The 22,636-nt window shown below is 50.4% G+C and carries 27 protein-coding genes; 9 read left to right on the top strand and 18 right to left on the bottom strand.

The features are described from left to right. Nucleotides 1-367: 367 nt before the first annotated feature. Nucleotides 368-1,201 (bottom strand): GGDEF domain-containing protein, encoded by an 834-nt coding sequence (locus METBU_RS0100480; protein WP_040575394.1) that lies wholly within the window; start codon nucleotides 1,199-1,201, stop codon nucleotides 368-370. A gap of 878 nt (nucleotides 1,202-2,079) precedes the next feature. On the opposite strand from METBU_RS0100480, the gene METBU_RS0100475 reads away from it, so the two are divergent. The 5 genes from METBU_RS0100475 to METBU_RS0100455 all read left to right on the top strand — a co-directional run bounded on the left by METBU_RS0100475 (nucleotide 2,080) and on the right by METBU_RS0100455 (nucleotide 3,797). Next, nucleotides 2,080-2,394 (top strand): BON domain-containing protein, encoded by a 315-nt coding sequence (locus METBU_RS0100475; protein ID WP_014149030.1) that lies wholly within the window; start codon nucleotides 2,080-2,082, stop codon nucleotides 2,392-2,394. Nucleotides 2,395-2,405: 11 nt separating this feature from the next. Next, a complete protein-coding gene (locus METBU_RS0100470; protein WP_017838756.1) occupies nucleotides 2,406-2,642 on the top strand; it encodes an ElaB/YgaM/YqjD family protein in 237 nt (78 codons plus the stop codon). A gap of 66 nt (nucleotides 2,643-2,708) precedes the next feature. Then, on the top strand, nucleotides 2,709-2,939 hold the full coding sequence (locus METBU_RS0100465; RefSeq protein WP_017838755.1) for a DUF883 C-terminal domain-containing protein: 231 nt from the start codon (nucleotides 2,709-2,711) through the stop codon (nucleotides 2,937-2,939). Nucleotides 2,940-2,949: 10 nt separating this feature from the next. After that, entirely contained in the window at nucleotides 2,950-3,393 is a 444-nt protein-coding gene (locus METBU_RS0100460) for a phage holin family protein (RefSeq protein ID WP_017838754.1), read from the top strand. Further along, the gene (locus METBU_RS0100455) at nucleotides 3,393-3,797 is read left to right on the top strand and encodes a hypothetical protein (RefSeq protein ID WP_017838753.1); all 405 of its coding nucleotides are present in this window, start codon (nucleotides 3,393-3,395) and stop codon (nucleotides 3,795-3,797) included. The genes METBU_RS0100460 and METBU_RS0100455 overlap by 1 nt, the downstream gene beginning before the upstream one ends. Nucleotides 3,798-3,832: 35 nt before the next feature. On the opposite strand, the gene METBU_RS0100450 is transcribed toward METBU_RS0100455, so the two are convergent. From METBU_RS0100450 to METBU_RS0100440, 3 genes are all read right to left on the bottom strand, one after another. After that, a complete protein-coding gene (locus METBU_RS0100450) occupies nucleotides 3,833-4,054 on the bottom strand; it encodes a hypothetical protein (protein ID WP_017838752.1) in 222 nt (73 codons plus the stop codon). A gap of 306 nt (nucleotides 4,055-4,360) precedes the next feature. Then, on the bottom strand, nucleotides 4,361-4,510 hold the full coding sequence (locus tag METBU_RS27135) for a lmo0937 family membrane protein (RefSeq protein ID WP_014149036.1): 150 nt from the start codon (nucleotides 4,508-4,510) through the stop codon (nucleotides 4,361-4,363). Nucleotides 4,511-4,608: 98 nt separating this feature from the next. Further along, the gene (locus tag METBU_RS0100440; protein WP_017838751.1) at nucleotides 4,609-4,794 is read right to left on the bottom strand and encodes a CsbD family protein; all 186 of its coding nucleotides are present in this window, start codon (nucleotides 4,792-4,794) and stop codon (nucleotides 4,609-4,611) included. Nucleotides 4,795-5,428: 634 nt separating this feature from the next. Here METBU_RS0100440 and infA point away from each other — a divergent pair. Next, the gene (gene infA / locus METBU_RS0100435) at nucleotides 5,429-5,647 is read left to right on the top strand and encodes a translation initiation factor IF-1 (protein WP_014149038.1); all 219 of its coding nucleotides are present in this window, start codon (nucleotides 5,429-5,431) and stop codon (nucleotides 5,645-5,647) included. Between the two features lie 35 nt (nucleotides 5,648-5,682). On the opposite strand, the gene clpA is transcribed toward infA, so the two are convergent. Both clpA and clpS read right to left on the bottom strand, forming a co-directional pair. Then, on the bottom strand, nucleotides 5,683-7,953 hold the full coding sequence (gene clpA / locus METBU_RS0100430) for an ATP-dependent Clp protease ATP-binding subunit ClpA (RefSeq protein WP_017838750.1): 2,271 nt from the start codon (nucleotides 7,951-7,953) through the stop codon (nucleotides 5,683-5,685). A gap of 12 nt (nucleotides 7,954-7,965) precedes the next feature. Continuing rightward, the gene (clpS, locus tag METBU_RS0100425; protein ID WP_017838749.1) at nucleotides 7,966-8,289 is read right to left on the bottom strand and encodes an ATP-dependent Clp protease adapter ClpS; all 324 of its coding nucleotides are present in this window, start codon (nucleotides 8,287-8,289) and stop codon (nucleotides 7,966-7,968) included. A gap of 134 nt (nucleotides 8,290-8,423) precedes the next feature. Between clpS and METBU_RS0100420 the strand changes: the two genes are divergently transcribed. The 3 genes from METBU_RS0100420 to purB all read left to right on the top strand — a co-directional run bounded on the left by METBU_RS0100420 (nucleotide 8,424) and on the right by purB (nucleotide 11,540). After that, nucleotides 8,424-8,882: an NUDIX hydrolase gene (locus METBU_RS0100420; protein WP_017838748.1), complete on the top strand. Its 459-nt coding sequence runs from the start codon at nucleotides 8,424-8,426 to the stop codon at nucleotides 8,880-8,882. Continuing rightward, nucleotides 8,879-10,030 carry a tRNA 2-thiouridine(34) synthase MnmA gene (mnmA, locus tag METBU_RS0100415; protein WP_017838747.1) on the top strand — a complete coding sequence of 384 codons (1,152 nt, stop codon included), beginning with the start codon at nucleotides 8,879-8,881 and terminating at the stop codon, nucleotides 10,028-10,030. The genes METBU_RS0100420 and mnmA overlap by 4 nt, the downstream gene beginning before the upstream one ends. 145 nt (nucleotides 10,031-10,175) lie before the next feature. Then, nucleotides 10,176-11,540: an adenylosuccinate lyase gene (gene purB / locus METBU_RS0100410; RefSeq protein ID WP_017838746.1), complete on the top strand. Its 1,365-nt coding sequence runs from the start codon at nucleotides 10,176-10,178 to the stop codon at nucleotides 11,538-11,540. Nucleotides 11,541-11,869: 329 nt separating this feature from the next. Here the strand turns inward: purB and ureG are convergent, their stop codons facing one another. The 12 genes from ureG to urtB all read right to left on the bottom strand — a co-directional run bounded on the left by ureG (nucleotide 11,870) and on the right by urtB (nucleotide 22,557). Further along, complete coding sequence (gene ureG, locus METBU_RS0100405) at nucleotides 11,870-12,490, bottom strand: urease accessory protein UreG (protein WP_017838745.1); 621 nt, start codon at nucleotides 12,488-12,490, stop codon at nucleotides 11,870-11,872. A 106-nt stretch (nucleotides 12,491-12,596) separates the two neighbouring features. Further along, the gene (locus tag METBU_RS0100400) at nucleotides 12,597-13,271 is read right to left on the bottom strand and encodes an urease accessory protein UreF (protein ID WP_017838744.1); all 675 of its coding nucleotides are present in this window, start codon (nucleotides 13,269-13,271) and stop codon (nucleotides 12,597-12,599) included. Further along, entirely contained in the window at nucleotides 13,261-13,692 is a 432-nt protein-coding gene (gene ureE / locus METBU_RS0100395; RefSeq protein ID WP_017838743.1) for an urease accessory protein UreE, read from the bottom strand. Before ureE ends, METBU_RS0100400 begins: the two co-directional genes overlap by 11 nt. Nucleotides 13,693-13,696: 4 nt before the next feature. Continuing rightward, complete coding sequence (ureC, locus tag METBU_RS0100390) at nucleotides 13,697-15,400, bottom strand: urease subunit alpha (protein ID WP_017838742.1); 1,704 nt, start codon at nucleotides 15,398-15,400, stop codon at nucleotides 13,697-13,699. Next, complete coding sequence (locus METBU_RS0100385) at nucleotides 15,393-15,713, bottom strand: urease subunit beta (RefSeq protein ID WP_017838741.1); 321 nt, start codon at nucleotides 15,711-15,713, stop codon at nucleotides 15,393-15,395. The genes ureC and METBU_RS0100385 overlap by 8 nt, the downstream gene beginning before the upstream one ends. A gap of 8 nt (nucleotides 15,714-15,721) precedes the next feature. Continuing rightward, entirely contained in the window at nucleotides 15,722-16,024 is a 303-nt protein-coding gene (gene ureA, locus METBU_RS0100380) for an urease subunit gamma (protein ID WP_014148249.1), read from the bottom strand. A gap of 28 nt (nucleotides 16,025-16,052) precedes the next feature. Further along, on the bottom strand, nucleotides 16,053-16,901 hold the full coding sequence (locus tag METBU_RS0100375; protein ID WP_017838740.1) for an urease accessory protein UreD: 849 nt from the start codon (nucleotides 16,899-16,901) through the stop codon (nucleotides 16,053-16,055). A 4-nt stretch (nucleotides 16,902-16,905) separates the two neighbouring features. After that, the gene (locus tag METBU_RS0100370; RefSeq protein ID WP_017838739.1) at nucleotides 16,906-17,571 is read right to left on the bottom strand and encodes a HupE/UreJ family protein; all 666 of its coding nucleotides are present in this window, start codon (nucleotides 17,569-17,571) and stop codon (nucleotides 16,906-16,908) included. Nucleotides 17,572-18,156: 585 nt separating this feature from the next. Further along, nucleotides 18,157-18,939, bottom strand: a complete 783-nt coding sequence (locus METBU_RS0100365; protein ID WP_017838738.1) for an ABC transporter ATP-binding protein — start codon at nucleotides 18,937-18,939, stop codon at nucleotides 18,157-18,159. Next, the gene (urtD, locus tag METBU_RS0100360; RefSeq protein ID WP_017838737.1) at nucleotides 18,939-19,757 is read right to left on the bottom strand and encodes an urea ABC transporter ATP-binding protein UrtD; all 819 of its coding nucleotides are present in this window, start codon (nucleotides 19,755-19,757) and stop codon (nucleotides 18,939-18,941) included. Before urtD ends, METBU_RS0100365 begins: the two co-directional genes overlap by 1 nt. Further along, nucleotides 19,754-20,866, bottom strand: coding sequence for an urea ABC transporter permease subunit UrtC (urtC, locus tag METBU_RS0100355; protein WP_017838736.1), 1,113 nt, complete (start codon nucleotides 20,864-20,866; stop codon nucleotides 19,754-19,756). The genes urtD and urtC overlap by 4 nt, the downstream gene beginning before the upstream one ends. Continuing rightward, nucleotides 20,863-22,557: an urea ABC transporter permease subunit UrtB gene (gene urtB, locus METBU_RS0100350; protein WP_017838735.1), complete on the bottom strand. Its 1,695-nt coding sequence runs from the start codon at nucleotides 22,555-22,557 to the stop codon at nucleotides 20,863-20,865. The genes urtC and urtB overlap by 4 nt, the downstream gene beginning before the upstream one ends. Nucleotides 22,558-22,636: the final 79 nt, after the last annotated feature.

Genomic DNA, 22,636 nt, shown 5'->3' with positions numbered 1-22,636 from the left:
GGATGGCATGAATGCAGATTTTGCAGGAGAAAAAATCTGCCCTGCTGCCGACATCCTCGCCAAACACACCCCACACCCTTTTTGATCCCCAAATTGGGAATTGCTGGAACTACACTCGCCATTGCAGAACCAAATATACTGTGAACTTGAGTTGTCGGATAAAAATCGTCCCAAAAGAGATAACCGGTTGAATCGACGCAAACAATTTGGCATTTTTTCATTTGCCGGAATCCCTTCCTTTGCAGAGAAATCTACTCACTACCGTCGTTTCGGTAGCTTCAGTTATGCAGTATATAAAGAGTGAACCTAACGGTTAACATACAAAAAATCGACCTCGAACACTGTACGCTAACCAACATAGCCACTTTCACTGTGCAAATGCATAGCTAGACTTTGTTCGTTTTGCTACGTACATCGCCTCATCGGCGCGCTTGATCAAATCGAATACGGTGATGCCGTCCTTCGGACATATCGAGATACCAATACTCGATTTGATGATGAGTTCCCCGATGCTGAGCTGACAAGGTGCTGCAATCACATTCGCGATCTTTTCCGCAATAATCTTGACGCCATGAATGTCTCCAAACTCCATAAGCAAATACAAAAACTCGTCTCCCCCGTAGCGGCTAACTGTATCGACTTCGCGAGTATACTGTCCTAACCGTTCGGCAATGATTTTTAGCACGGCATCCCCTACTTCATGTCCGTGTGTATCATTAATGTCCTTGAAATTATCAAGATCGACGAACATCACTGCTAAATTCCAACCATAGCGTTTGGCCTGGGCTAATCCATGCTCCAGCCGGTTGACAAACAGCTCGCGGTTTGGCAAACCGGTCAAAGGATCATGAAAAGCCGCATGCCGTGCGGCTATCTCAGCTTGGGTGACCATGTTCAGCCGTTGTTTCAATAGGTGGTGCACATCAACCTCTACCTCCAACGCCTGATTCACTGATGATAGCTCGTCTACTGCTTGCCCCATCTTAGCTTCAGTCGCTTCGTTCTTTTCAAGCAGGTCACCAGCTTCTGCCGGAAGACTATGAGTATCGGCTATTTCCCTACCCGCTGTGTTGACCGTCGACAATTCTTCGACACACTCTTCCACTAAGTCTTTTATGTCTTCGCTTTGCTCGAGCAGTCCGCCCAGGGACTTGGTTTGTAATGCCCTTTCAGGAGATTTTGACTTTGGGTTGGTTTTCATGGTCAATATTTCTTTTTGGCTTGTTGTCAAATGATTGGTTATGTCGCCCGGTAGCCTTTCAGTCATACTGGATGCGATCAACCCTTTATTCTGTGCAAGTAAGTCAATGCCGTCTGTGCGGTAGCAAACATAACTCAATTGAGCACAACTTCTATGGTTTCCGACGAACGACTCTCTTTTAATTGAAAAACCGCCTAAGAATAAAAGCGCGGAGTGTGTTTAACGAGGATGACGGCGGCAGATCAAATTTATGCTCCTTGGCAATTGCTGAGGAGCATAAGAACCCTGCCCGATTTTTTGAGCAACGATTCTTTTAGTATGTTCGCTAACGAACCGACACTAGCAACTTTTACGATTAGAATTGACTCAGGGTTTTGGTGAACATATACCCATCGCACTTCAAATTTCGGCATTGACGTATGGAGGCACCGAGGTGTTCGGCAAAGGCTTTGACAGCAGGGATGCTGTCACAGAGCCTACATGGACGTATTCACGGCGTCCTTTAACGAACTCCCCGGCGCCGAAATTTGACTAGCAAAGGGTATACATACATCCCTACCCTGCAATAATGATAAGGAAAAACGCCACCGGCGTTTAACGAGTCCTTCTTCATTTAAATTTTTCAGCTTGTATACCTTTCGCACTTCAAATTTCGGCAGTGCCTAAGGAGGCACTGGGGTGCTAGGTCGATTTTGCTCCTGCAAAATCGACATTCACAGCGTCCTTTGACGGTCACCCCGGCGCCGAACTTTAATCTACGATTAGGTATAACAGCCTCAATAAACCATTCACACCGAGACTGCCGATAAGTGTGTAGACGATTATCACGTATGTGATTCACACCCACCGCTTAAGGCGGATAATTTGGAGATTTAGCCATGAAACAATTTATTAGATTATTTACCGCATCTATTTTGGCCCTGACATTATTGTCAGCGGTCGGTTGCGCAACGACGGAAAAACGTTCAGGAACCGGCGAATATTTTGACGACAGCGTCATCACCACTAAAGTCAAGGCACAGCTATTAAATGAGCCCAATCTGAAATCCGCCCAGATCAATGTTGAAACCTTCAAGGGCGTCGTTCAACTCAGTGGTTTCGTGAATTCCCAGGCCGATATTAATAGAGCGGTCGAAATTGCACGTAGCGTCAATGGCGTACAGTCGGTTAAGAATGACATGAGACTGAGATAAGGAGCTCTAACATGGAAACATTTGACAAAGTATCACACTCAGCTCATGAGGCTTTCGACAAGGTGGCCGATGCAACCAGCCATGCGGCAGAAGCAATCGGTAAAAAAGGAGAGCAATTTAAAAATGCTGAGCAGCAAATGGTCAAGAATTGCCGCGGTTATATCCGCGAGTATCCGATCATGTCAGTGGGTATTGCGGCAGCGGCTGGCTTTTTGCTAAGTCGACTATTAAGCAAATCACCCAATTAGCCCATCAAGTATCATGAGCCAACAAACCACAAACTTATGTCGATTCAAATTCAGGAGTAATCCATTGTGGAAACTATAGACAAAGCAGCCAGTTCAGCGCATGAGACTGTCGACAAGATCGCCAATGCAACCACGCATGCGGCTGAAGCCCTTAGCGATAAAGGTCAGCAACTGAAAAATGCAGAACAGCAATTACTCGAAAATTGTCGATGTTATGTCCGCGACAATCCAATAACATCTCTGGGTCTTGCGGTAGCGACCGGTTTTTTGTTAAGTCGCGTCATTAGCGGCCGTTAGATCTTTTTTCATGAACGCTAATGCAAAGAATGAGGCTATAGAACAACAAACATCCTCGCGCGCCTGCCCACCTCCAAGTGAAACCGCCATTCTGGAAGACACTCAATCGCTATGGCATGAATTACATGGACTTGCGTATGATCGCTTAAGACTCGCTACGCTTGAGACACAGCGGGCGGGTCAGAGTCTGGTGACCATGATCATTTCAGGGGTGATGATTTCTCTTTCTCTGAGTAGCGCATGGCTGGGAGTCATGGCGGCAGTGGTAGTGGAACTAATCGAAAAAGAGGTCACGTTGAGTAGCGCCATTCTCCTTGCCGTCGTTGTCAACTTGCTGATCGCGTTGATTCTCTTTAACGTGATACGCCTAAAGACACGCGATCTGGGGTTTCCAGCAACTCTCCGCAGTCTTCAACCGAGACACAAGCCATCGGGGCAAGGCGTGGAGTCATAATGGTTGTCTATCGTCAAAAACAAAGTGTGTCTAGATCGCTGAAGCATCGGATCAGAGATGCGGAGGCGCAATTATTGAATCGTCAACGGAAAATCGATACACGCTCTGCAACGCTTATCCGGGATATCCGCCAACAAATAACCGCTCCGTCAACCTTGCTGTTGGCGGGCGGCATCGGCTTTATCATTGGCGAACTCACCAAGCGTCAAGACCTGAAATGCCGAGACACCACCGACAAACCGGTCGCTGCCGAGACATCACCGCTGAAAACCGCGCTGAGCCTTATGGGTTCGATGCGCACTTTATACACGGCCCTATTGCCTTTAGCCTGGATAATAAAATCCTCTCACCAACCGGGCGAAACCAAGTCACGGGACAAGAATATTCATCGCAAATTTGAATAGCCTGATGCGTCGACGGGAAACCCAAATGATGGACGTTAACTCTTTTTGCCCGCGTAAAGCAACAATACTCCACCGACTAAAATTGAAGCCACGCCGGCCCAAACCGGTACATTGACCGTTTCGGTATCTTTAACCGTTAGCTCCAAAGGGCCAAGCTTGGCCTGCTGGGTTTCCTTGGTATAGCTGAACTGGCCATACGCTAAACCCAAGATTCCGGCTATGACCAGCACGATTGCGATTATCTTGATTGAATTCATTTCGCCCTCTATTCATACTAAAATATCGTTCGACTTCGTTAATAAACCCTAGTTATACCTTTCGCACATCAAATTTCGGTAGTGCACAAGGAGACGCCGGAGTGTCCGACAAAGGCTTTGCCCCAACATGGATCTCTGGCATAGAGCCTAAATGAACGTATTCATGGCGTCCTTTGACGGACACCCCGGCGCCGAATTTTGATCTACGATGATGATATGGACTCCTCACTCTGTATCAGGCTCTGCCATAGCTTGGTTTCTTTTAGACTTTCGATAAAACAGGGTTTCCATTACGATGGCTGCAGCCTACAAGACTCTTCGGCCTTGTATGACGCGCAACACGATCAAAACAACCGCGAGAACGATCAGAATGTGAATGAATCCACCCATGGTATAAGAAGACACCAAACCCAATGCCCAGAGGATAATTAAAATAATCGCTAGTGTTTGAAGCATTGTAATTCTCCATTGAAATTAGTTATTTGTCGGCGATAAAAATTGAAATCGAGCCAACGTTTCGGTAAGCCGCCATTTTCCGGCTTATTGTATTCGTATCAATCGTCTTCGAGCTCGTCCTTAATATCTTCCTTTGCATCGCCATAACCGGATTGAACCTTGCCGATGTTCTTTTGAACATTTCCTTCTATCTCCATGCCTTTGTCGTCGAATATCTTGCCGGCAACTTCTTTGGCTTTGCCTTTGGCTTCTTCGACTCTGCCTTTTACTTGATCTTTGTTCATGAGTGTCTCCTTATTAAAATAATATAGCCATGAATAAAGCCCAGTATCGAAACTCTATATGACTGAGTACAGATGTTACCTACAAAAACGAGAACAGTCGGTGCGGTAACGAACAGATAGCTATCTCTATAAGATAGATAATGAAAGCTTGATAGGTAAGATTTCTGATGGTCTACGCACAGAGATATTACGTTAAATCAAATATTTACCATCAAAACCAGTATCCTCTACCTAAAAAGCGGGAGGAGCTAAACGATTAACAAATAGTTGTGAACGATTGTATACCTTTCGCACTTCAAATTTCGGCAGTCCTTAAAAAGGCGTCGGGGGGAGCTCGGCAAAGACATTGCCAGCATGGATGCAGGCATAGAGCATGGATGTATTCACGGCATCCCTCGACGGGCCCCGGTGCCGGATTTTGATCTACGATGAGTATATGAATTTTGAAGTTTAAAAAATCGATTATCGACGAATCGACTTGACAACCAAAAACTAACAGCATAACTGGTCGGATTATGAGACATTGATCAGTTATCGTTTCCCATAAACCAGGCGCGCATTCACACACAGAGTTCTGTTATTAAAAAGCTGTCTGTGCTATTATTCGCGTTTTTTAAAAGTTAGGATCAAGTACATGGCAAAAGAAGATCAAATCGAAATGGAAGGTAAGGTTGTCGAAACCTTACCGAATACGATGTTCAGGGTTGAACTCGAGAATGGACACATCGTGACCGCACACATTTCCGGAAAAATGCGTAAGCATTACATCCGTATTCTGACCGGCGATAAAGTTAAGGTGGAAATGACGCCTTACGATTTAAGCAAAGGAAGAATCACCTTCCGGATGCGCTAATCCCGCGCAAGTGCGGGATTAGCGAACGATAACCGCTAACTTTTTTCAGAAACAGTCAATTCCTTACTTTCTATTGCAAAAGCCAGCTCATTGTTTTCGACATAGATTCGGACATTCCCGCCCCGCACCAATTTACCAAACAATAAATCATTAGCCAGCGGTTTCTTGATTTTCTCCTGAATCAAGCGCGCCATCGGCCTTGCGCCCATTTTCGGATCGCAACCGTTTTCGGCAAGCCATAATCTCGCTTCAGACTCCAACATCAGCGTGACATGCTTCTCGGCCAACAAAGCTTCCAGTTCGAAGATAAATTTATCGACCACATGACCGACAATCGAAATATCCAGAGGCTTGAACTGAATTACCGCATCCAAGCGATTACGGAATTCCGGAGAAAAACTTTTTTCTATCACCTTCATGCTATCCGATACATGATCCTGCGAGGTAAAACCGATTGATGCACGACTTCCCTCTTCGGCGCCGGCGTTTGTGGTCATAACCAATATAATGTTACGAAAATCGGCTTTGCGACCGTTATTGTCGGTTAGCGTGCCATGATCCATCACTTGCAATAATAGATTGAAAACATCAGGATGCGCTTTCTCTAACTCGTCCAATAAAAGCACGGCATGAGGATGCTTGGTCACTTGCTCGGTCAGCAAACCGCCTTGATCGAAACCGACATAGCCCGGAGGCGCGCCGATCAGCCTCGATACGGTATGGCGCTCCATATACTCGGACATATCGAAACGAATCAATTCGACACCCAGCACTTTGGCTAATTGACGAGTGACTTCTGTTTTACCCACGCCGGTCGGTCCCGCGAATAGAAACGAACCGATCGTTTTTTGTGTATCCCTAAGCCCTGCACGCGACAGTTTGATGGCTGAAGCGAGCGCCGAAATTGCCTCGTCTTGACCGAAAACCAGCATTTTGAGATTTTTTTCCAGCGCTTCAAGCTTCTCAACATCATTGGATGAAACCGATTTAGCCGGTACTCTGGCCATTTTCGAAACGATTTCCTCTATTTCCGGCGAATCGATAATTGGTTTACGCTGATCGGTCGAAAGTAAGCGTTGACGCGCGCCTGCCTCATCAATGACATCAATGGCTTTGTCCGGCAGATGCCGGTCGGTAATATAGCGGTCCGATAGTTCGGCGGCTAAACGTAAAGCATCCGCCGTATATTTAATATCGTGATGCTCCTCGAACCGCGATTTCAACCCTTTCAATATCAGAATGGTATCTTCGACCGAAGACTCGACAATATCGATTTTCTGGAAACGCCGCGCCAATGCATGGTCTTTTTCGAAAATTCCGCGATATTCTTGATAGGTTGTCGAACCGATACAACGCAACTGACCGGAAGCCAATACCGGCTTAATCAGATTGGACGCATCCATAACTCCGCCGGAAGCGGAGCCAGCGCCGATGATCGTGTGGATCTCGTCGATAAATAATATTGCTTCCGGCTGCCTTTTTAGCTGGTTAACTAATGCTTTCAAACGCTTTTCGAAGTCGCCTCGATATTTGGTGCCGGCCACTAAAGCGCCCAGATCCAGCGAATAAATCACATTGCCCATCAGTACATCTGGGACTTCTTCCTCGACGATTCGTTTTGCCAAGCCTTCGGCAATTGCGGTTTTTCCGACGCCGGCTTCCCCGACTAACAACGGGTTGTTTTTACGCCGGCGACATAGCACCTGTATGGTTCTTTCAACCTCGAGTTCGCGCCCAATCAACGGATCGATCTTACCGAGCCTCGCTTCCTCATTCAGGTTGGTCGCATATTTTTCCAACGGACTTTCGGATGTATCGCCGGCCGCACCGCTCGTTTCCGGATCTCTTTCCATATCGCGCTCTCGCTCCGATTCTATCTTCGAAACACCATGGGCCAGATAATTGACGACATCGAGACGGGTTATATTCTGCTTATTCAACAAATAAACCGCTTGCGAGTCTTGCTCGCTAAATAATGCAACAAATAAATTAGCGCCGGAAACTTCTTTCTTATCGGTCGCCTGGACATGGAATACAGCCCTCTGCAATACCCGCTGAAAACCGAGTGTCGGTTGCGTCTCGCGCTGTACGCCCTCGGGAATCAGCGAAATCGTATCGTTGATAAACTGCGTCAGTTCATCGTGCAGCTTTTTGAAATCGCACCCACAGGCCCGAAGCACCGCTACGGCACTGGCATTATCCAACAAGGCCAACAGTAAATGCTCGACGGTAATAAATTCATGCCGCTTCTCGTGAGCATTCTTAAAGGCGAGATTTAAAGTAATCTCCAACTCTTTGCTTAACATATTTCCTCCGACCTACGCGATTTCCATCGAACACATTAAGGGATGGTGGTGTTCCCGAGAATATTCGTTGACCATGCATACTTTTGTTTCCGCGACATCCTTAGAATAGGTTCCGCACACACCAACTCCCTGAGTATGCACCTGTAACATAACTTGTGTCGCTTTATCCTCGGACATATTAAAAAACTCCATTAACACTTCAACGACAAAGTCCATCGGCGTGAAGTCGTCATTTAATAAAATAACCTTATAAAGGGGTGGCCTTTGCAATTGAGGCTTAGTCTCTTGAAGAGCCAGTTCGCCATCATTGTCTTTTAACGGGTCAAAATCAGACATACTTTTAACAATTCTAAAAGAATCAAAACGACTTAGAGTTTACCATAGTGAGCGCGCCTGTAAATTTCAATCTTTCACAACATAAATTCACCAAATCAAGTAAAATGTAGCGCTTTTTACAAACGAGTTTGCCGATGGTCTGGAAACCCCATGTCACCGTTGCAGCGATCATTGAAAACGACCAACGTTTTCTGCTAGTCGAGGAAGAAACATCCAACGGACTCGCATTCAACCAACCCGCGGGGCATTTGGAAAAAGGCGAGGACTTAATCAACGCGGTTAAACGTGAAGTGAACGAAGAAACCGCCTGGCAGTTTGAACCTGAATACATCGTTTCAGTTCAATTATGGCGAAGAAACCCAACTAGCCCAAGTTTTCTGAGAATTTGTTTTGCCGGCCATTGCCATTCTTTCGACCCCAATCAACCTTTGGATGAAGGCATCATCGCGACACACTGGTTAACCCACACCGAAATCGTCGCCAGAAAAGATCGTTTACGAAGCCCTTTGGTATTGATCGGCATTGATGAATTCCTTTCCGGCAAACGCCATCCTTTAACCTTAATTGAATCCTTTCTCGACCTGGATACATGAATAAACACATCATCGTCGGCATGTCAGGCGGCGTAGACTCTTCCGTCACCGCATTGAAACTACTTAAAGAAGGCCATCGAGTCACCGGCCTGTTCATGAAAAACTGGGAAGAAGACGACGGCACAGAATATTGCACCGCAATGGCTGATTTGGCAGATGCTCAACAAGTCTGCGATAAACTCGGCATCGAATTGAAAACCGTCAATTTCGCGGCCGAATACTGGGACGAAGTGTTCGAAGTCTTTTTGTCCGAATTCAAGGCCGGACGCACGCCGAATCCTGACATCCTGTGCAACAAGCATGTCAAATTCAAAGCCTTTTTGGATTATGCGCTCGAAGACCTCGGCGCCGAACATATCGCGACCGGCCATTACGCGCGCGTCCGCGAACAAGACGGCGAGTTCCAGTTATTGAAAGGCTTGGACCCTAACAAGGAACAAAGCTACTTCTTGTATGCGATGGGCCAGAAAGCCTTGTCCAAAACATTGTTTCCGATCGGTCATCTGCACAAACCGGAAATCCGCGCCATCGCCGAAAAGGCTGGGTTCGCGAACAGCCGCAAGAAAGACAGCACCGGCATTTGTTTCATCGGCGAACGTAAATTCAAGGACTTCCTGCAGCGCTACCTGCCGGCCCAACCCGGCGAAATGCGCACGCCGGAAGGCCAATACATCGGGCGGCACCACGGCCTGATGTATTACACGATGGGACAGCGCCAGGGACTCGGCATCGGCGGCGTCAAAGACGCGCCGGACGAACCCTGGTTCGTACTGGACAAAGATCTCGACAACAACGTGCTGATCGTCGGCCAAGGCCACGAACATCCCTTGATGATGCACACCACGCTCGAAGCCGGACAACTCGACTGGTGCGGTAACACGGGGCTGACCGAGACGCTACGTTGCGCCGCGAAGACCCGTTATCGCCAACCCGACCAAGACTGTATCGTCGAACCGCTGGACGACGGAAGCCGCGTCAGAGTCCGTTTCGATCAGCCGCAACGCGCGATTACGCCGGGCCAGTCGGTCGTGTTTTACGACGGCGAAGTCTGTCTAGGCGGCGGCATCATCGAGACCAGAAAGATGGAACGTGACTATTCAGCGCATGCGGTAGGTTGGTGTCAGGCATTGATTTCTAAGGACGCGTGAATACATCCCTGTAAGCTCTGACTGCAACGTCCTGTTGCAGACAGCCTTATAAATCAATGCCTGACACCTTCTCATACATGACTTATGCTGAATAATTACGATGGAACATTAATTTTTTGAGTTTTATTTTCAGGATACATTAACAATGACCCATACCGCCCTTACCGCCATTTCCCCGATCGACGGCCGTTATGCCGGCAAAGTCGAAGCCTTGCGCCCCATCTTCAGTGAATACGGCCTGATCCGTTTTCGCGTGCAAGTCGAAGTTCGCTGGCTGCAAGCCCTGGCCAAGAATCCACAAATTTCGGAAGTTCCCGCTTTTAGCGAGAACGCGAATAGATTAATGAACGACTTAGTCGAGCAATTTTCCGAAGCGGATGCACAGCGCGTCAAAGACATCGAAAAAACGACCAACCACGACGTCAAGGCGATCGAATATTTGCTCAAAGAAAAGATCGCCGGCAACGCCGAACTTGAAAAAGTCAGTGAATTCATTCATTTCGCATGCACATCGGAAGATATCAACAACCTCTCCTACGCCTTGATGCTTAGCGAAGGGCGTCAATTAATCATCGGCCAAATCGACCAATGTATTGAAGCGATCCGCAGGATAGCACACGACACGGCCGCACAACCGATGCTATCGCGCACACATGGCCAATCGGCCACCCCAACCACGGTCGGCAAAGAATTCGCGAATGTCGTTGCGAGAATGCTGCGCCAGAAAAAACAACTGGAAGCAGTCGAACTGCTCGGCAAGATCAATGGCGCGGTCGGTAATTACAATGCGCACTGTGTCGCCTACCCCGACGTCGATTGGAGCGAATTTTCGAAGAACTTCGTCGAATCGCTAGGCCTAAGCTTCAATCCGTACACGATACAAATCGAGCCGCACGACTACATCGCCGAATTCTTCCATGCGCTGTCGCGTTTCAATACGATCTTGCTCGACTTCGACCGGGACGTTTGGGGTTATATCTCGCTGGGCTATTTCAAGCAAAAAACCATCGCAGGCGAAGTCGGCTCGTCGACGATGCCGCACAAGGTTAATCCGATCGATTTCGAAAACTCCGAAGGCAATCTCGGCATCGCGAACGCTGTATTTAGCTTTCTTGCCGAAAAACTCCCGATTTCCCGCTGGCAACGCGACTTAACCGACTCGACAGTACTGCGCAACATCGGCGTCGGCATCGCACATACCAGCATCGCGATTCAATCGACGCTGAAAGGTATTTCGAAGCTAGAACTCAATAGCGATGCGCTCGAGGCCGACCTGAACGCGAATTGGGAAGTGTTAGCCGAACCGATTCAAACCGTGATGCGCCGTTACGGCATCGAAAAACCCTACGAAAAACTGAAGGAATTGACGCGCGGTCAACGCATCACGCCGGAACAAATGCGCACGTTCGTCGAAGGACTAGATATACCGCAGGATGCGAAAAATGCGCTGCTTGAATTGACGCCGCGAGCGTATACCGGTTACGCCGAACGATTGACTCGAAAAATTTAAAATTCCGGCCCCAAGTCAAACGAGCGGTAACTCAAGAAACTAAGGATTTCGTGATAAATAACGTCCTGGAACTATGGGCTTTGTTGAGAGTTCGGTAACTCGCTTGGCAGGACGCCGTGAATACGTCCGTGCAGGCTTGACGTTTAAAAGTGATTTTCACTTGAGGGCTGATGAAAATCAGCCCTTTTTTTCAATCCGGTTTCCAAGCAAGTCAATTCGCATGCTTCAACTGAGCGAAAAACATCTATACCTTTCGCATCAAATTAGGTACTGTTTAACGTAGGTACTGCCGAAATTTGAAGCGTGATCCATACAAACATTCCAATTTTTCATTGACCGGAACCTAGCATACCTGCTCGAACAATAAACGCATCAACCAAATCCAATCCTTCGCCGGTTTTCAAATTAGTAAACACAAAAGGCCGATCGCCGCGCATTTTTTTCGCATCGCGATCCATCACCTCCAACGACGCGCCGACATAGGGTGCTAAATCGATTTTGTTAATCACGAGTAGATCCGAACGTGTGATACCCGGGCCGCCCTTGCGAGGAATCTTGTCCCCCGCCGACACGTCGATAACATAAATCGTCAAGTCGGCCAGCTCCGGGCTGAACGTCGCGCTCAGGTTGTCTCCTCCGCTTTCGACCAACACGAAATCGAGATTGTCCCAGCGTTCGCATAATTCTTCGACCGCGGCCAGATTCATCGACGCATCCTCGCGAATCGCAGTATGCGGACAACCGCCGGTCTCGACTCCAAGAATCCGCTCTTCCGGTAAAGCCTGACTACGAATCAAAAACTGCTGATCCTCACGGGTATAAATGTCATTCGTGACGACACCGATTTCGAAATCGTCGCGCATGCGTTTGCACAATGCATCGACCAGCGCGGTTTTTCCGGAACCGACCGGACCGCCGATACCGACTCTTAAAACATGTCTATCGCTCATTGTTATTTTCCACTCAATAAAAAGTTAACAGGATCATTAATCCTAAATTCGGCAGTTTAACCATGAAGCACATGAATACCTTTCCCAACAGAGCTCCATCCTCGGATCAAGAACGAAACAAGCGCGAATATTGCATTTCATGACGGCTGCTGGCCAACGCGAGACCGAACGCACTACCGCCGATATCGTCGTCGGCAATCAATAAAGCTTGATCGACTACAGCAGGGAGCATTCGAGCCAATTCGCCCAACAAGCGCTGGCCAGCCACTTGACCCAAAGGCACCAATTTAACTGCACATACAACCTGGTTTTCTAGCCAACTCCAAACATAACCTAATAACGCATCACGCATCGTTATTTGCCACTGCACGGCCGCCAATGCGAAAAGCGCCGCGAGCGTGGCGTCGGGTCGACGTCGCCAGTCTCTGGCTTCGTCGATATTCAAGTCGGTCAATAATCGCGCGAGAGCTTGTCCGGTTTGCTTATCCTCGAATCGAAGCTCAGCGGTTTCGCGATAAGCCTTCAAGACCTGGCTCCAACGCGAAACATTATCGAAATCGCGACTCTGCCAAGCCGTATGTAAACGCACCAAAATCGGTAAATCGATATACTGTAAACTGTTGTCTAACATACCGGAAAGCCATTCTTCGGCATCTGCGTCGTTTTTGATCAAACCGTCCTCGACCGCGCCTTCGAAACCCTGCGAATAACTGTACATGCCGATCGGCAAGCCCGGACTCACTAATTGCAACAGGCGCAGCAAGGCCAGATCAGTGATCATGGCCGTGATAAGCGCCGGCTTCCGGCTCGAACGGCAATTCCGCGTGGGTCACGGTCAAACCCAAGCCTTCGATCATGTGATCGAGTACATGATCGCTCAAATAACGCAATTCGCCCGGCAATATCTGCAACGAGACATGGCGGTTGCCCAAGTGATAACAAGCGCGCGCAAACCGCAATGGTTCGTTGCTGCGCACGACCGACAACGGTTCTGGGGCGGCGTCGACCAAGACATTGAAGCGGTCGGGCCCGGTCAGCACCAATCCAGAGCGAAGCAAATGGCCGCGCGGTAAAAACAGGCAGACTTCTACGCCGCCTTCTGTCACGGCATGGAAACGGCATTTCTGCCTCGTTTCGAAAGGCAGCGTCAGCACATCGACGGGAGTCACGTCGGAACTAGCAAATTCGGTAAGTTTCAGCATAATCTCAAAATAGAAAATAACGTTGAGCGAAGGGCAACACGTCCGCAGGCTCACAGGTAAGCAACACCCCATCGGCGCGAACCACGTAGGTTTGCGGGTCGACTTCGATGACCGGTTGATAATGATTATGTATCATCGAATGCTTGCCGACCGAACGCGTCCCGCGAGTAACGCCGATGCGCTTCCCGAGCCGAATACTATCGGCCAGCCCCGCGACGACAGCCGCTTGCGGTAAAAACATCATCGATGTCGACGCTGCAGCTTGTCCGAACGAACCGAACATTGGCCGGTAATGAACCGGCTGCGGCGTCGGAATCGACGCATTAGGATCACCCATCGGCGCGGCAGCGATGAAACCACCTTTCAATATCAAACTGGGTTTGACTCCGAAAAAAGCCGGCTGCCAGAGCACCAGATCGGCTAATTTACCGACTTCCACCGAACCGACCTCGTGCGAGATACCATGGCTGATCGCCGGATTTATCGTGTATTTGGCGATATAACGCTTGATACGGAAATTATCATGGCTTGCATTGTCCTCCGGCAAACTGCCGCGTTGCACCTTCATCTTATGTGCGGTCTGCCAGGTTCGGGTGATCACTTCGCCGACGCGCCCCATCGCCTGGGAATCGGACGAAATCATTGAAAACGCGCCGAGATCGTGCAGAATATCCTCGGCCGCGATCGTTTCGCGGCGGATGCGCGATTCGGCGAATGCGACATCCTCGGGTATGCCCGGATCCAGATGATGGCAAACCATCAGCATGTCCAGATGCTCGTCGACGGTATTGATCGTATAGGGCCGAGTCGGATTTGTCGACGACGGTAGGACATTGCCCTGACCGCAGGCCTTGATGATATCGGGCGCGTGGCCGCCGCCGGCGCCTTCGGTATGGTAAGTATGAATCGTCCGGCCTTTGAATGCGGCGATCGTATCTTCGACGAATCCCGACTCGTTCAACGTATCGGTATGGATCGCGACCTGCACGTCGAAACGTTCGGCCACCGACAAACAACAATCGATCGCGGCCGGCGTCGTCCCCCAATCCTCATGCAATTTCAAACCCATCGCGCCGGCGCGGATTTGTTCTTCGAGCGCTTCGGGAAGACTCGCATTGCCCTTGCCGAGCAGACCAAAGTTCATCGGCAATCCGTCCAAGGCCTGCAGCATGCGGTGAATATTCCACGGCCCCGGCGTGCAAGTCGTCGCATTGGTGCCGGTCGCTGGCCCCGTACCGCCGCCGAGCATCGTCGTGACGCCGGACATCAGCGCTTCGTCGACCTGCTGCGGACAAATGAAATGAATATGCGCGTCGATGCCGCCGGCGGTCAGTATCTGCCCCTCCCCTGCAATGATCTCGGTGCCGGGGCCGATGATGATGTCGACACCTTCTTGCACGTCGGGATTGCCGGCCTTGCCGATCGCGGCGATACGGCCGTATTTGATGCCGATATCGGCCTTGACGATGCCCCAATGATCGACGATCAATGCATTCGTAATCACCAGATCCATCGCGGTTTGCGAGCCGGCCTGACTTTGACCCATGCCGTCGCGAATCACCTTGCCGCCGCCGAATTTGACCTCGTCGCCGTAGATCGTCAAGTCCTTTTCGACTTCGATAAACAATTCGCTATCGGCCAAACGCACGCGGTCGCCGGTAGTCGGACCGAACATATCGGCATAAGCCCGACGGCTTAATTTACTCATGACTGTCCTCCAACGCGCCCATGATTTGCTGGCGAAAACCGTAAATTCTGCGCAATCCGGCAAATGGAACCAATTGCACTTCGCGTTGCTGACCGGGTTCGAAGCGCACCGCTGTACCGGCCGGAATATCGAGCCGGTAGCCGCGTGCCTTGTCGCGATCGAATTTCAAGGCCGGATTGGTCTCAAAAAAATGATAATGCGAGCCGACCTGAATCGGACGGTCGCCGCTGTTCGCGATCAGCAGCCAGATCGCCTCGCGTCCGGCATTTATTTCAAGATCGCCGTCGGCCGTAATGATTTCACCGGGAATCATGCTATCTCCTATTCGATCGGATTATGAACCGTGACCAGTTTGGTCCCGTCCGGAAATGTCGCTTCGACCTGGACTTCGGGCAGCATTTCGCAAACGCCGTCCATCACGTCTTCTTTGTTCAACAGCGTTCTACCGTATTCCATCAATTCGGCGACGGTTCGCCCGTCCCTAGCGCCTTCCATAATCGCGGCCGAAATATAGGCGACCGCTTCCGGATAATTGAGCTTCAAGCCTCTATCCTTCCGCCGTTCGGCCAACAATGCGGCCGTAAAAAGCAGTAATTTGTCTTTTTCGCGTGGTGTCAATTGCATAATTTATCCTTGATATCGGATTTTGTATTCACGTCGCCCAGATGCGCGGCATACAAGCTTTGCGGCCCACCGTCGCCTCGCGAATCGAAGCCCAGACTTCGTTGAAGAAATCGCGCAGTTTATCGGCTCTATGATCCAATGCGCGGCAAATCAACAAATCATCTATGCATGTGACGCCGCGTCCAGGTGCGTCTCCGATCATGTTTCGCACGATCTCCAGAACTTCTGTCGAAGCAGGATAAGCAAACAAGGTTCCGCAAGTCGAATGACGATTCATACCCCAACGTGCCGCGAAGGCTTGCGCGTCGAGACGCAAACGCTCCAAATAAACCGGCTCGTCTTCCAGCGCTATGCGCCAATTCAATAAGGCTTCACCCAGCTCAAAACCTTCGCCGGATGCGGGACGACCCAATACGATGATTTCCCATGCGATGAACCGCGCGCCGGCACCGATATTAATCGTCGTGGCAGACATCAGCCGCGCGCCTTCGTAGACGATCGTTTCTTGCGGCAGCCATTCCAAGACCGCATTTTCTTCGATCGTCATCGCGACCGACTGAGACGCGCTGCCGCCTTCACTGCGGTAAAACTTACCGGCGGCCGGCGTCGTGATCAATGCATGACTGCCGTGTTCGGCTTTGACTTCTATCGTCAATTGGTCTCCGGCAACGACGCCGCCAGGCGGATGCAACAAATACAGATGACACACATCGCCTTCGGGATAAAACGGCCGCTGCACGGTCAACGGGCCGCGATGAGCCCTGCGCCGCAACACCGTTCTGCTTTCGGTCTTCGTAAAGCCCAGCGACAACTCGGCCCGCCAACTCTGACACGAATCGATTCCGGCTTCCTTTGGCGGACCTCTGTCGCTGTACACTGGTTCAAGCACCGAGCAATAGCGTCAAACCTACCGCCGCGCACGAGACGGCGACAGAGGCTCGGGTCCATTTCAAAATCACGGGGCTCAGTAAACCTGTCGCCAAGCCGATGCCGTGCAACGAGGCGGTTGAAAGAATAAAGCCCAAGGCATAAAGAGTCCGGTCCGCATCGGGACCGATTTCCAATGCATGCACATAGCCGTGGCTCAATGCGAACAAGGCCACCACAAAGCAAGCCTGCGTCAACGAAATGCGCCAGTCGCGCAGCACGATAATTCCCGAGACCAGTACCGACAGCGCCACCCAAAATTCCGGATAAGCCACCGAAATACCGGCGAATGCCAACCCTGCCCCGAAAGCCATGGCCGTCAAGAAACTCAAGGGCAATAACCAGCGCCCCAGCCCTCCAAAACAGAAGGCCCAAAGACCGACCGCAATCATCACGAGCAGGTGATCCGGGCCGAGCAACGGATGAATAAATCCTTCCCCGAATCCATGATCCGCACCGATACCGAGGTGTGCGAATGCCGGTATCGGCAATAGAAATATTGCAGCAATTCCCAATTTGAGGATAAAAAAGGGTGCGGGGTGTGCTTGGCGAGGATGTCGGCGGCAGGGAGCCGCCGCCAAGCCCCCATGGATGGGTTTACGGCGTTCCTCGACAGGCATACCCCGCATCCTGAATACGGCGAAATTTCTCAAATTGGGAATTGCTGGAAATATTGAAGCGAATAGCGTAACAGTGTGTTTGTTGTTTATCATCATTTTCACCTTAAGATAGTTGTTTTATCTCGCGCAGAGTTTTTTCTGGTTCCCACGGTCCTCCGTGGGAACCCATATCGGGGCATATTTACTCGCCCCAGATCTGCATTTCCACGCCGGAGCGCTCATCGTTATCCATAAGTCAAAAATTACCGTTTTGCAATCTTAGCCAATGAGGCCTCGATACCATTTTTTGTCGCCCAACGTTCCCGACTTCGAAATCGCGATCTGGGGATCGCTCCCACAGAGCACCCTACCCCCTTGTGGGAGCGACGCCTTCGTCGCGATTTCGAAGCCACTGATGTTCAATATCCGCAGATTTATCAAACAGCACCGTTGCCGGGTATACGATGACCTTTGTTCAGCAAGTTTACCGATATTTGTGTATAACAATGAGCGCCCGAGAGTGGGAAAGAGAGCAACTTTCCCGGCTCCGAAATCACGATCTGAAACTTCGCTACCACAATGCGTGCCGATGTGCTTTTACCATCGTCACACCGTCAAATAGCGCTTGACCTTCGTTTCGTCCAATTCGTCCATTCCACCCGACGCGACGCTGCGTCCGCGTTCCAGGATACAGAAACGATCGGCGACCTTGCGCGCGAACGGCAGTTTTTGTTCGACCAGCAGCACCGTGACGCCCATTTCGCGGTTAATTATTTTGATCGCTTCACGCACCTCATTCTTAACCTCGGCAGCCTCCTTGACTAACGGCGTTTTAATGCCTTTTGCCTTATTAAGCCGAATGATCACGTCGCCGATTTCGCTAACGATGTTCGGCTGTATGCCTTCTGTCGGCTCGTCCAGAATCAGCAATCTCGGATTGAGCACCAAGGCCCGCCCGATCGCCAATTGCTGCTGTTGGCCGCCGGACAGATCGCCGCCGCGTCGCCCTAACATCTGCTTCAACACCGGGAATATCTCGAAAATATGCTCCGGCACTTTTTTAATGCCGTGTCTACGCGCTGCGCGCAAACCGATTTTCAGGTTTTCCTCGACCGTCAGTAGTGGAAAAATTTCACGGCCTTGCGGCACAAAACCGATGCCGAGTTCGGCGCGTTGCTCGGATTTTAGTGGTGCGAGATCGACGCCGTCGAACAGCATTTCGCCGCTGCGCACTGGAATCAGACCCATGATGCATTTCAGCAAGGTTGTTTTACCGACGCCGTTGCGTCCCATCAGGCAAACGCACCCCCCTTCGGGCACCGACAATTGCAAGTCCCACAGCGTATGACTCTCGCGGTAGTATTGATTCAATGAATTGATGTTCAGCATTAGTCCCCCAGATACACTTGGATAACGCGCGGGTCGTTTTGTACTTCGTCCATCGTGCCCTCAGTCAATACCGAACCTTCATGCAACACCGTGACCTTGCGTGCGATCGAGCGGACGAATTCCATGTCGTGTTCGACCACGACAATCGAATGCTTGCCCTGCAACGACAGCAGCAATTCGGCGGTGCGGTCGATTTCCTGATGCGTCATGCCGGCGACCGGCTCGTCGACCAGCATTACCTTCGGCTCCTGCATCAACAACATGCCGATCTCCAGCCATTGCTTTTGTCCATGCGACAAGATCCCGGCTTGTTGTGCGCTGTGTTCGGTCAGACCGATCGTCGTCAACACCTCTTCGATACGATCGCGATGCTCGCCGTTCAGCCTTGCAAACAGCGCCGGCCAGGCGCCCTTGTCCGCCTTCATCGCCAATTCCAAATTTTCGAACACGCTCAAATTTTCGAACACGCTCGGTTTTTGAAACTTGCGGCAGATGCCGGCTTGAGCGATCGCCGGCTCGTCCATTTCGAGCAAATCGATGGTTTGCCCGAAAAACACAGAACCGCTATCGGGTTTCGTCTTGCCGGTAATCACATCCATCAGCGTCGTCTTGCCGGCTCCGTTCGGTCCGATCAGGCAACGCAGTTCGCCGTTGTCGATATATAAGGACAGATTATTCAAGGCCTTGAAACCGTCGAAACTGACGCTGACATCTTCAAGATAGAGTATCGTTTTGTGCGACACGTCGAGTTCGCCAGGCTTGACCGGCTTTCTAACGAAATCGAAGGTTTTGTAACGATCCATCAACGGCTTGTTCATGTATGCATCTCCTCGCGTTTCTTAAGCAACAAGCCTGCCAAGCCATTCGGCATGAATACCGTTACTAAGACGAAAGTCGCGCCCAATGTAAACAACCAGATTTCCGGAAGTAAACCGGTCAACACCGTTTTACCGTAATTGACCAGCATCGCGCCGATGATCGCGCCGTACAGCGTACCTCGCCCGCCGATCGCGACCCAGACGACGATTTCCAATGAGTTCAATGGCGAAAATTCGCTCGGGTTGATGATGCCCACTTGCGGAACATACAACGCCCCGGCGAGTCCGGCCAGCATCGCCGCAAACACGAATATCCATAGCTTGAACATTTCGACACGATAGCCCAAAAAGCGCACGCGCGCCTCATGATCGCGCACAGCGGTCACGACACGACCCAGTTTGGTGCAAGAAATCCATCTTGACAGCAAAAATGCACCAATTAGGGCAAGTCCGGAAATCATGAATAGTGCCACTCTGACCGCTTCGGATTGTATGTTGAAACCGAGAATGTCCTTGAAATCGGTCAGGCCGTTGTTGCCGCCGAAGCCCATTTCATTGCGAAAAAACGCCAACATTAACGCATAAGTTAAAGCCTGCGTAATAATCGACAAATACACGCCTGTCACCCGCGAACGGAATGCGAGCCAACCAAAAACGAACGCCAACACACCCGGTGCCAAAAACACCATCGGCAGCGCGAACCAGAATTGATCGAAACCGTACCAGTACCACGGGAGTTCTTTCCAGTCTAAAAACACCATGAAATCGGGCAAAACCGGATCGCCGTAGACGCCTCGCTCACCAATTTGGCGCATCAAATACATCCCCATCGAATAACCGCCCAATGCGAAAAAAGCGCCATGACCGAGCGCGAGGATGCCGCAATACCCCCAAACCAAGTCGAGCGACAAGCCAAGCAACGCAAAAGTCAAATACTTGCCGAGCAAAGAAACGGTATATGCGGAAAAATGCAGCGCCGAAGCGCTTGGAAAAATCGCATTGCAGAGCGGCACCAGTACGATCAGCGCGATCAACGAAAACAGCACGACATTCGCCGTCTTATCGTTACTGAAAAATAGGCTCCCCAAAAATAGACTCTTCATGCTCATGCCTCCGCCGCTCGGCCTTTCTGCGGAAACAATCCGCGCGGGCGTTTTTGAATAAACAGAATGATGAACACCAACACCAAAATCTTCGCGAGCACCGCGCCGGCATGCGGTTCTAGCATCTTGTTGGCGATACCGAGCGAGAATCCGGCGACCAATGTGCCCCAAAGATTGCCTACGCCACCGAATACGACCACCATGAATGAATCGACGATATAACTCTGACCCAAGTTTGGTCCAACATTGGTGATCTGACTCAACGCGACACCCGCGACACCGGCGATACCCGAGCCAAGCCCGAAGGTCATCGCATCGACCCGCGCGGTCGGAATACCCATCGCTTTGGCCATGTTACGATTTTGCGCGACCGCCCTGACTTCGAGACCGAGCCGCGTCTTCTTAAGAATTTGCAACAGCGCCGCGAATACCAACAAGCAAAACAGCACGATGTAAAAACGATTCCAAGTCAACGACAGAAAATCGTTAATCTGCCAAGATCCACTCATCCATTCCGGCGTCGTGACGCTTCGGTTCAGCGGCGAAAAAATCGAACGTACCGTTTGCTGTAAAAACAGACTGATGCCGAAAGTGGCCAGCAAGGTTTCGAGCGGACGCCCATATAAAAACCGGATGATACCGCGTTCGATCGCGACGCCGACCAAAGCCGAAATCATGAACGCCGCGGGAATCGCTAGAATCACCGACAGACCGATATGATTGGGCATGATTTGTTGCATCACATAGGTCGTGTAAGCGCCGAGCATCATCAATTCGCCGTGCGCCATGTTGATCACGCCCATCACGCCGAAGGTAATCGCCAAACCGATCGCAGCCAGCACCAACACTGCTCCGAGGCTCAGGCCGAAAAACATCGTTTCGACACTGTTGTAGAATTGCAATCTCGCTTCAATTTTTTTCAACGCGGATTGGGCTTTTTTTCTAACCTCGACGTCCTGTTCGATGAAATTGCCGGCGCTATCCTTTTCGACTAGAACACTTAGCCGGTTATAGGCTTCGAGACTGTTATATTCCTTCAAGGTATCCATCGCGTCCAGACGAACCGATTTGTCGTTATTTTGCAGATCGTTTAGTGCAAAAATCAGACGCATCGAAGAGAGCACATCTTCGTCTGATTCGGTCGATTCGTACTCCTTCAACAATTCCAGCGTTTTCGCGTCGGCTGTCTTGACCATCGCATTGACCGCAGAGAGCCTGACCGAAGCATCATCCGATTGCAACTGAAGAAGAGATATTTTCTTGCGTAGCTTGGTGCGCAAACTGTTGGTAATGTTGACTTTCGACAAGTCAGAGCGCTCGATAAGACCTAAATCGGCTCCGGTCGACGCCTCGGCGATCCGGTAGCCTTGTCCGCTTTCGGTAGCGATAACCGCCGTTTGCTTATCGCGTAACGCATATAAGCGACCATCCAACAAGGCTTCCAGAACCGGTAAAGCCTCGGGGTGTCCGGTCACGCTCAGTTGCTCGCTTGCCTGCTCGCGTTCCTTCATACTACCGCTAATTAAGCGCGCCAGCGCATCGGCAAACGGATCGAGAACCGTTTCGGCTTGCTGTTCCGAGACTTCCTGACTTTCCGCCGTTTCAGCGGTCGACTCATCCAACGCAATACCGGGCCGGACGCATAGCATCAATAAAGCCAACAACGACATCCGCCATTTGAACGAATCCGCTTTCATAATAATTCCTAAAATAAATGATCAATCGTAGGGCTCGCACCGCGTAACTTTGCAAACGGTATGCGATACCAGTTAAGAA

The organism is Methylotuvimicrobium buryatense 5G (assembly GCF_000341735.1).
GTDB classification, from domain to species: Bacteria; Pseudomonadota; Gammaproteobacteria; order Methylococcales; family Methylomonadaceae; genus Methylotuvimicrobium; species Methylotuvimicrobium buryatense.
The sequence above is the reverse complement of the archived record's forward strand: the minus strand, read 5'-3'. Positions and strand labels throughout refer to the sequence as shown.

Coding starts and splice junctions, on each gene's coding strand:
- METBU_RS0100480 (WP_040575394.1), bottom strand. CDS start 1,201: ATGAAAACCAACCCAAAGTCAAAATCTCCTGAAAGGGCATTACAAACC.
- METBU_RS0100475 (WP_014149030.1), top strand. CDS start 2,080: ATGAAACAATTTATTAGATTATTTACCGCATCTATTTTGGCCCTGACA.
- METBU_RS0100470 (WP_017838756.1), top strand. CDS start 2,406: ATGGAAACATTTGACAAAGTATCACACTCAGCTCATGAGGCTTTCGAC.
- METBU_RS0100460 (WP_017838754.1), top strand. CDS start 2,950: ATGAACGCTAATGCAAAGAATGAGGCTATAGAACAACAAACATCCTCG.
- METBU_RS0100455 (WP_017838753.1), top strand. CDS start 3,393: ATGGTTGTCTATCGTCAAAAACAAAGTGTGTCTAGATCGCTGAAGCAT.
- METBU_RS0100450 (WP_017838752.1), bottom strand. CDS start 4,054: ATGAATTCAATCAAGATAATCGCAATCGTGCTGGTCATAGCCGGAATC.
- METBU_RS27135 (WP_014149036.1), bottom strand. CDS start 4,510: ATGCTTCAAACACTAGCGATTATTTTAATTATCCTCTGGGCATTGGGT.
- METBU_RS0100440 (WP_017838751.1), bottom strand. CDS start 4,794: ATGAACAAAGATCAAGTAAAAGGCAGAGTCGAAGAAGCCAAAGGCAAA.
- infA (WP_014149038.1), top strand. CDS start 5,429: ATGGCAAAAGAAGATCAAATCGAAATGGAAGGTAAGGTTGTCGAAACC.
- clpA (WP_017838750.1), bottom strand. CDS start 7,953: ATGTTAAGCAAAGAGTTGGAGATTACTTTAAATCTCGCCTTTAAGAAT.
- clpS (WP_017838749.1), bottom strand. CDS start 8,289: ATGTCTGATTTTGACCCGTTAAAAGACAATGATGGCGAACTGGCTCTT.
- METBU_RS0100420 (WP_017838748.1), top strand. CDS start 8,424: ATGGTCTGGAAACCCCATGTCACCGTTGCAGCGATCATTGAAAACGAC.
- mnmA (WP_017838747.1), top strand. CDS start 8,879: ATGAATAAACACATCATCGTCGGCATGTCAGGCGGCGTAGACTCTTCC.
- purB (WP_017838746.1), top strand. CDS start 10,176: ATGACCCATACCGCCCTTACCGCCATTTCCCCGATCGACGGCCGTTAT.
- ureG (WP_017838745.1), bottom strand. CDS start 12,490: ATGAGCGATAGACATGTTTTAAGAGTCGGTATCGGCGGTCCGGTCGGT.
- METBU_RS0100400 (WP_017838744.1), bottom strand. CDS start 13,271: ATGATCACTGATCTGGCCTTGCTGCGCCTGTTGCAATTAGTGAGTCCG.
- ureE (WP_017838743.1), bottom strand. CDS start 13,692: ATGCTGAAACTTACCGAATTTGCTAGTTCCGACGTGACTCCCGTCGAT.
- ureC (WP_017838742.1), bottom strand. CDS start 15,400: ATGAGTAAATTAAGCCGTCGGGCTTATGCCGATATGTTCGGTCCGACT.
- METBU_RS0100385 (WP_017838741.1), bottom strand. CDS start 15,713: ATGATTCCCGGTGAAATCATTACGGCCGACGGCGATCTTGAAATAAAT.
- ureA (WP_014148249.1), bottom strand. CDS start 16,024: ATGCAATTGACACCACGCGAAAAAGACAAATTACTGCTTTTTACGGCC.
- METBU_RS0100370 (WP_017838739.1), bottom strand. CDS start 17,571: ATGCCTGTCGAGGAACGCCGTAAACCCATCCATGGGGGCTTGGCGGCG.
- METBU_RS0100365 (WP_017838738.1), bottom strand. CDS start 18,939: ATGCTGAACATCAATTCATTGAATCAATACTACCGCGAGAGTCATACG.
- urtD (WP_017838737.1), bottom strand. CDS start 19,757: ATGAACAAGCCGTTGATGGATCGTTACAAAACCTTCGATTTCGTTAGA.
- urtC (WP_017838736.1), bottom strand. CDS start 20,866: ATGAGCATGAAGAGTCTATTTTTGGGGAGCCTATTTTTCAGTAACGAT.
- urtB (WP_017838735.1), bottom strand. CDS start 22,557: ATGAAAGCGGATTCGTTCAAATGGCGGATGTCGTTGTTGGCTTTATTG.